This is a genomic window from Frankia sp. CcMO1, from assembly GCF_977945845.1.
On sequence record NZ_CDWTMG010000229.1, the window covers coordinates 1 to 7,890 of the forward strand.

The 7,890-nt window shown below is 71.9% G+C and carries 5 protein-coding genes; all 5 read right to left on the reverse strand.

Features of this window, described 5'->3' with window-relative positions:
• Positions 1-889, reverse strand: an 889-nt coding sequence (locus AC08OU_RS20165; protein ID WP_476605553.1) for an alpha-hydroxy acid oxidase, incomplete at its 3' end; no start/stop codon positions are given.
• Positions 890-915: 26 nt separating this feature from the next.
• Entirely contained in the window at positions 916-1,920 is a 1,005-nt protein-coding gene (locus AC08OU_RS20170) for a prephenate dehydrogenase (RefSeq protein WP_476605554.1), read from the reverse strand.
• Positions 1,921-2,022: 102 nt separating this feature from the next.
• Positions 2,023-3,111: a 4-hydroxyphenylpyruvate dioxygenase gene (gene hppD, locus AC08OU_RS20175; protein WP_476605555.1), complete on the reverse strand. Its 1,089-nt coding sequence runs from the start codon at positions 3,109-3,111 to the stop codon at positions 2,023-2,025.
• Between the two features lie 870 nt (positions 3,112-3,981).
• Positions 3,982-5,025, reverse strand: a complete 1,044-nt coding sequence (locus AC08OU_RS20180) for a ParB N-terminal domain-containing protein (RefSeq protein WP_476605556.1) — start codon at positions 5,023-5,025, stop codon at positions 3,982-3,984.
• A 1,086-nt stretch (positions 5,026-6,111) separates the two neighbouring features.
• Positions 6,112-7,890, reverse strand: a 1,779-nt coding sequence (locus tag AC08OU_RS20185; protein WP_476605557.1) for a tetratricopeptide repeat protein, incomplete at its 5' end; no start/stop codon positions are given.

Genomic DNA, 7,890 nt, shown 5'->3' on the forward strand with positions numbered 1-7,890 from the left:
CGACGCCGCGGCGCACCCCGCCGTCCAGCAGGACCGCGGCCCGGCCGCCGACCGCCGCCGACACCTCGGCGAGCACGTCGAGGGTGGCCGGCACGCCGTCCAGCTGCCGGCCGCCGTGGTTGGAGACCACGACACCATCCACCCCGGCCGCCACCGCCCGGGCGGCGTCCTGGCCACGCAGGATGCCCTTCAGCAGCAGCGGCAGCCCGCTGATCGAACGGATCCAGTCGACCACGCCCCAGTCCAGGGCCGGGTCGAACCCGGCCGCCGCACCGGCCGCAGGTGACAGGTGGCCGGCGGCGAGTTCGGGCGGCAGGTTGACCGGGACCACCCCGGCGGGGATCCGGAATCCGCGCCGCAGGTCACGCAGGCGCCGCCCCAGGCGGGGTGCGTCGACGGTCAGCACCAGCGCCTCGTAGCCGGCCCGCTCCGCACGCTGCACGAGGTGCCTGGTGAAATCCCGGTCGCGCAGGCAGTACAGCTGCAGCCACAGCGGGGCGGTCGCGACAGCGGCCAGATCCTCCAGCAGGACGCCCGCGAACGTGCTGACCATCACCGGGACCCCATCCGCCCCGGCAGCCCGGACGGTGCCCGGCTCGGCGTCGGGGTGGGCCAGGCCGTGGTAGGCCATCGGCGCCACGGCCACCGGCATCCCCCAGTCGCGGCCCAGGACGCTGACCCGGGTGCTGGGCTCACCGGCGCCAGTGAGCACCGCCGGACGCAGCCGGACCAGGTCGAACGCCGCCAGGTTGGCCACCAGGCTGCGTTCGCAGCCGGCGCCGCCGTCCAGAAAGTCCAGCACCGCCGGGTGCAGGCACTGCCGGGCCCGCATCCCATACTCGCGCAGGGACAGCGGCGGCGTGACGGTCAGATCCTCGACCTCGGTCATGGGTCGGCCCACCTGCCTCTCGGATCTCACTCGGTCACCTCGGACAGCCGCAGCGCCGATTCCGGCCACGACCCCAGGTCGGCCCCGGTGTCCGGCGGGGCCTCCGGCGGCAGGGCGCGCACCCGCGCCGGCGGCTGCCCGGAAGCGACGGCGCCGCGAAGGCCGCTGTCGGTACCGGGCAGTCGCGCCCAGCCGGCCGCGCCGCGCACCAGCAGGTCGGAGACCGCCTCGACGGGTTCGCCGACGTCGAGGTGCAGCGCCTGCAGGGCCTCGGCGGTGGTCGCCAGATCGCTGGCGATGCCCTGCAGCACCCCTGCCAGCGCCCCCGCGTTGGCCGTGACGATCTGCAGCCACAGCTGCGGGTTGCCGCCGGCGATCCGGGTGACGTCGCGGGCGCCGCGTCCGGCCAGCGAGAGGGTCGTCTCAGCGCCCTCCCACAACGCTGCGGCCATCGCGGAGGACACCAGGTGCGGGGCGTGCGACACCAGCGCCATGGCGGCGTCGTGGTCTCGGGCGGTCATCGTCCGAGGGGTGCCGCCGCAGGCCCACACGACCTGCTGGACGGCGTCCACCGCCGCCGGTTCGGTCTCCGCGGTCGGGCAGACCACCCAGGGACGGTCGTGGAACAGGTCGCCGCGTGCCGCCGCAGGTCCGGAGCGTTGGCTGCCGGCAATCGGGTGGCCGCCGCAGAACGTGGTGAGGTCGCACCCGAACTGCCGGGCGCCGGCGATCGGGGCCTCCTTGACCCCCGCGACGTCGGTATAGAACCGGGCCAGCCGGCGGCGCTGCGCCGCCAGCAGGGCGGTCGGCACCTCCGCCGGGGGGACGGCGAGCAACGCGAGGTCGGCGGGGCGTTCGGCCGGGCCGTCCGGGAGCGGCTGGCCGGCGCCCAGCGCGGTGGCGGCGGCCACGGCCGAGGAGTCACGGTCCGCCAACTGCACCGCCGCTGCGCGCGCGGACATCGCCAGTGCGATCGAGGTTCCGATGAGTCCGGTGCCGATGACGACGAGCCGGTAAGGGTGTCCCTCCACGACGTGCCACCTCCTGGCCGGCGCGCGGTCGTCCCGGGCGCCGGCGTTCTCCGTGCGTGACGAGTTGGTGGTCGATGCCCCGGGCCCGGGCGACCGACGGTCTCAACGGGTGGCCTGCGGACCGCCCGCAGCGGCGGCGGTCCGGTCCTGCCGGACCGCCTCGTAGAGCGCCCTGACGTTGTTGCTGCCGAAGGTCCGCGCACCACGTCGGTCAATGAGTTCGTTGAAGTAGGTCCCGCGCGGGTGGGTGGACCGGGCGAAGATCTGGAACATCACCCCGGTGGGGTCGCTGTCGGCCAGGACGCCGAGATCGCGCAGTTCCTGGACCGGCAGGTCCAGGTCTCCCAACCGTCCGGGCAGAGCGTCGTAGTAGCTGCCGGGAGTGGCCAGGAATCGAACCCCCGCCGCACGGCAGCCGCGCACCGTGGCGACGATGTCACCGGTGCGGTACGCGACATGCTGCACGCCGGCGCCGTCGTGGTCGGTGAGGAATTGGTCGATCTGGCCGGGGTCCCGTTCCAGATCCGGTTCGATCAGCGTGAGGGTGACCGAACCGTCCGGACTCCTGATCACCTTGGAATCCATCGCCTGGGAGCCGATCAGAACCCTTTCCTCGAATACTCCGTCGAATTCGAAGACGTCGTCGTAGCGGCGGACGAGGGGCGCCAGCCCACCGGCCGGCAGGCACACCGCGAGGTGGTCCACGGCCTCCAGCGGGCCGGCGTACTCCGCGCCCGCCCGCGGCTCGGTGACCAGGCCTGGGGCGAACCGGCGGGCGCCGGGGGCACGGGAGACGAGCCGATGCACGACGTCGCCGAAGGCCAGCACCGAGGCCACCGTCACCTCCTCCCCCGCGGCACCGAGCGTGGCTGGCGCGGATACCGGGATCGCCCCTCTGGCAACGGTTTCGGCGAAACCGGCCGCGGCGTCGTCGACCAGCAGGGCGATCGTGGCCACGCCGTCGCCGTGCCGCAGCACGTAGTTGGCTACCGGCGTGCCGGGATCTCCCGGAGCGGTCAGCAGCAGGGCGATCCCCCGTTGCCGGAGTAGGACGCTGCGGGCTCCCGCCGACGGCACGAAGGGAACGCCCGACCCGGCGACCGCGAAGCCGTACCCATCGCAGAACTCGCCCGCGGCTACGTCGAGATCCTCGACGTAGTACTCGAGGTGGTCGATCGAGTGAATCTTCATGACAACTCCGGTCAGACAGACTTCGAATGGTCCCGCGACGAGTGCGAATGCCACCCACACTGGAGTGTGCCCGATTTTCCTTGACGCCAGCTGGGGTGAGTCTTCCGAAGACTAGTTCACATTCTCTCGGTGTCAAATATCCAGGGCAGGAGTGGCGACGGATGGTGTTGAAATAGTTGGCGAACCGGGCAGCGGTGGCGGCATGTCCGGCCAGAGCCCGGTGTACATGAGTTCTTTCTTGCAGGTGCCGAACGTGGATTCGCTGCCGGCGCTGGACAAACTCTTTCGATGTGCGCTGGCAGCCTCGATCGCTGCGGAGAATCACGGCCAACGGGAGGCCGACGCCGGGCCAGGGCCATGTCCAGGGCCATGTCCAGGGCAGCGGTTACCAACTCGGTGCGCCGGCCGATCAGGTCCGGCGCCGGCACCGGATGCTCTCCGGGAACGGTGGCGCCTCGGGGTGACGTCCGAGCAGGCCGGTAGCCTTCATCAGGCGCCAAACTCCGGGCCGGGCGTGCAGGTTGCTTCAATGACGGCGATCAGCAGTTCAGCGCGCTCGGCGTCCTTTCGGACCCACTCAACGGCGCATCCGCCGCACGGGCCTCACGCGCCTGGACCATCCCATCGACCCAACGCCATCCCGTGGCCGGGGATAATCCGGCGACCGCAACGATCGGTCGCTGCTATTCGATGACGAACCTAACCACCACCACCTTGTATTCAGCGGGGAAACTGCGGCGTGAAGCGCCCATCGTGAAGTTCCCGAAGAATCGGGGCGACTATCACCTGCGTCCGCCGAACCAGGGACGCTTCACACTTGCCCAACCGGGTAATACCACCAGTTGGACGCCACTCGTGGGATGGACCGGATCAACGGGACTCGGGTGTCTCTCCCAGGTGTTCGACCTGCATTTCCGCCACGTTCAACGCGAACCAGGTCCAGGTGGTGGCGGCGTCCTGGGCCAACCGCTTCACGGCGTCCCGGCAATGTGGCGGTATTTCTTGAAGAAGGCGCCCCAGGGCGGCCGGACTGATGGTGTGCAGACCCATCAGCCGCAAGAGCTCCCGCCCGCTCTCACTGAAGCGCATGGCCGGGTCGGCACCGAGACGCTGCAGCAGCACGGCCCGGTCCTGGCGGTGGGACGGCGCGGGCGCCGCCGGCGGTAGGGCGGTGACCGGGCGGGTGGCGGGCCGGCCAGCCGCCCGGCGGCGGGCGGCCTCGCCCCCGAACCCGCCCCCGGACGGCCGTGCGACCAGTCCCGGTGGATCCGCGGTCGCCGTCCCCTCCTGCGGGGAGCGGTTCCTCAGGGACCGCACGGTCTCCGGGGAGATCCCGGCCTGGCGGGCGATCGCCCGCAACGAGAGCTCTGGCTGCTCGGCGATCAGCCGCAACGCGATCTGCCGCCCCTCCGCGGCGTTCACCGGACGCCGACGACCGTCACGGCCGATCCGGGTCTCCCCTTGCAGAGGTTCGCCCATCACCCGCCGGCGGATCTCGGAGACGGTCCTGGTGGACAACCCGACGGTGGAGGCGAGCATCCGGGCCGACCACTGCGGATGGGAGTGGATCATCCGCTCTACGGCCGCCTTGCGATCGGCCAGGGAGAGCGGGAGTCCGTGTTCGGTGTTGGCGGTCACCGCGAGGACGAAGGCTTCGGCCTCGGTGCCGTCGAACAGTCGCGCCGCCACGGTCCGCTCCCCACGCAGGCGCGCCGCCCGGAGGCGATGGGAACCGTCGACGACGCGCATCGTCTGCCGGTGAACGATGATCGGCGGCAGCTCGGCCTCGGCGGCCGCGAGCAGTTCGACGTGCTCCTGGCTCTCACCGCAGGTGCGGGGGGAGTCCACGCCCGCGATCTCGTTGATGGCGAGTTGGACCACCGGTAACCGTTCCACCTCATGCCGGACAACCATTCGCACGCCTCCCCATGGCCATGCGCCCATAGCGATCCGGTGGACGCACGGGCGTTCGTCTGCGGAGCACCGCGAAGTCGGTGGAGACCAGGGGCGGTCACATCGACCACTCCTGCTGGTTGCGATCGCCCGGCTCTCCGCCCATGGCACGCCCCTGGGTCCGCAGACCCCTCCCCCACACCGCGCCACCCTCATGAACTACCGACAAAGAGTAATTCCGATCCGTTTCGTCGGCAAGCGAACAATATTGCCGACGGCCGCCGCCAACACGCCGCCAACGCCGGACGATCCACAGGGGCAAGATGTCGTGAATCTGTCATTCTTCGGCTTGGCAACTGCGGCTACGCCTTCGCCCCCGCCCTCGCCCGAACCCAGCTTCGTCAACCGCGGTGCGAGCCGTGAGGAGCGGATACCTCCGGAACTATCCCCCGGCAGGCGGGAGCGCTCGGCGGCGCATCGTGTCCGGCAGGTCCGCCACCGGTCGACCACGCGCCAATTCGGCGGCGACGGTCTCGATCCCGGAGCCCGCTCCGGGCACAACGGATCTCTCGTGGACGCATACGACATCGACATCCGTGACTGTCGACGATACCCCCGCATTATCTCCCCCTGATCTGGCCGCGACCCATGAAGTCCCGTTCAATACCCCGCCGACCGGACCCGTCCTGGACCTGTCCCCGACCGCTACATCGCTGGATACATAACAGGCGTCACAACGGACATTCCCGCCACAGCAGGCCTACTGAGGCGCACCTGTGAGCGCCATTTGGACTCCTTCTGCGCGTTCGACCGTCGGTTCAGAGTCCAAGAGGTGTGAGGCGCGCACTCCGATACCAACACCAGCGGGATATCAGCCGAACGACCGAGGGTAATTGGCACCTCTTCAATCCCAGCACACCGTTCATCACAGGTTGAACGGAACTTCGCAAGTCATGAGATTCGTATCCTCCGCCCCGCACAGTGGGCAGGACTCCGGCATTGTTGCGATGTGTCCGGTCCATGATGATGTTCGGGTTGGATCGCGTCCGCACCGACAAGCACCCCGTGGTCGGGCAGCTCGCCGCAGGGGGGCGCCCGAGCCAGAGGTCAGGATCTGGCCCGGCGCGACGCCGTCCCCTCGCACAGCTCGCCCAGGCCCAGCGCCCTCGCCTGATCCGGCCACGGTGTCCCCGCCTGCGCGAAGACGTCGATCGCGGGCAACCGCGGATCCTCCGTGCCGCCCTGGGCGCCGCCAAGCGCACCCGTCGCGCGCCGCGCCGCCGCCACGGCCAGGAGGGCGCGCCCCAGTCCGAGCCGGTGCCGCGTCGGCTCGGCCGCCGACACGGCCCGCTCCGCCTGGGCGAGCGCAGCCTCGACCCGCCCGGCTGCGAGCTCTACCGAGGTGAGCACGCTCGCCGCCTCGCCGACCAGCACTCCGAACCCCGCCTCGGCCGCGACCGCCGCGGCCCGTGTCACCACCCGGCGCGCCCGCTCCGGATGGCCCAGGTGCAGGTGCCCGAGCGCGAGCCCGATCCTGGCCTCGGCCGCCACGTACGGACTGCCGGAGTCCCGCGCCAGGCGCAAGGCGTGCAGGTGCTCCCCGGCGGCCTGGCGGTGCCGCTGCTGGTACCGGTGAACGGCGGCGACCACGTTCAGGGCCTCGGCCTGGACCCGGTGGTCGCCGACGTCGCGCGCCAGGCGGGCGGCCGCCTCGGCCAGCCCGCCCGCGGCCGGGTAGTCGCCGACATCACGCGAGACGGCGGCCAGTGCGCACAGGTTCACGGCCTCGCCGCCCCGGTTGCCGACCTGGCGCTGCACGGCGAGTGCCCGCTCGAGCAGGTCCCGGGCCTCGTCCGGGCGGCCCAGCGCGAGGTAGGCCTCGCCGAGGTTTCCCACGACGTTCGCCCAGGTGGCCGGCTCGGCGGTGTCCCTTCCGGTCCGGTCCATCAAGTCGAGAGACTGGCGCAGGTGCCCTACCGCGTCGTCCAGGCGGCCGAGCTGGGTGTACACGAGGCCGAGGTTGCCGAGCTTGGTGGCCTGTCCCGTCTCCCAGCCGATCCGCCGGTCGATCTCCAGCGCCCGGGTGTGGTGGTCGGCCGCGGACTCCAGGTCGCCGAGTTCCCAGCGCATGTTGCCGAGGCTGCCGAGGCTGCTCGACTCGCCCTCGGCCCAGCCGGCCTGCCGGCTCAGCGCGAGCGCCTGTTCGTAGTGGGCCGCCGCCGTCCGGTACCGGCTCTGCCGCCCGTGCAGGCTCCCGAGATTCAGGTGCGCCGCGGCGACGTCGGCGGGGCCGCCGTGCGCGCGTGCCGCGGCCAGTGCCGTCTCCCCGACGACGCCCCAGCCGACGGCCTCCAGCCGCAGCTCGAAGTACCCCCGCAGGGCGTCGGCCAGCCGCCATGCGAGTGCGGGCGGTCCGTGTTCGGCGGCGAGCCGGACGGCGTTGACCAGGCCCTCACGCTCGGCGTCGAGGTACCGCAACGCGCCCGCGGCGTCGTCGAACTCCGATGGGTCGCCGGCCCGTTCTCCCAACCCCTCGGGCAACGGCAGCCGGGCCAGGTGCGCGTAGAGCCGGTCGGCGGCCGCCGACACCCTGCGGAGGTAGTGCTCGAGCAGGCGGGTCAAGGCGTCCTGGAGCGGCGCGGCGCCGTCGTCGCGTCGCGCTCGTTCCGCGGCGTAGAGGCGCAGCAGGTCGTGGACGGCGAACCGTCCCGCCACGTGCTCGTGCGCCAGGTGCGCCCTGGCCAGCCCGTCGAGCAGGGCGCCGGCCGCGGCGGACCGGACGCCGGCCAGCGCGCCGGCGGCCTCGGCCGTGATGTCCGGGCCGGGAACGACGCCGAGCAGTCGGAACAACCGCGCCGCGTCGGCCGGCAAGGCGCGGTACGAGAG

Excerpts from the sequence above, each read along its gene's own strand:
- AC08OU_RS20180 (WP_476605556.1), bottom strand. The coding sequence starts at position 5,025 with ATGGTTGTCCGGCATGAGGTGGAACGGTTACCGGTGGTCCAACTCGCC.
- hppD (WP_476605555.1), bottom strand. The coding sequence starts at position 3,111 with ATGAAGATTCACTCGATCGACCACCTCGAGTACTACGTCGAGGATCTC.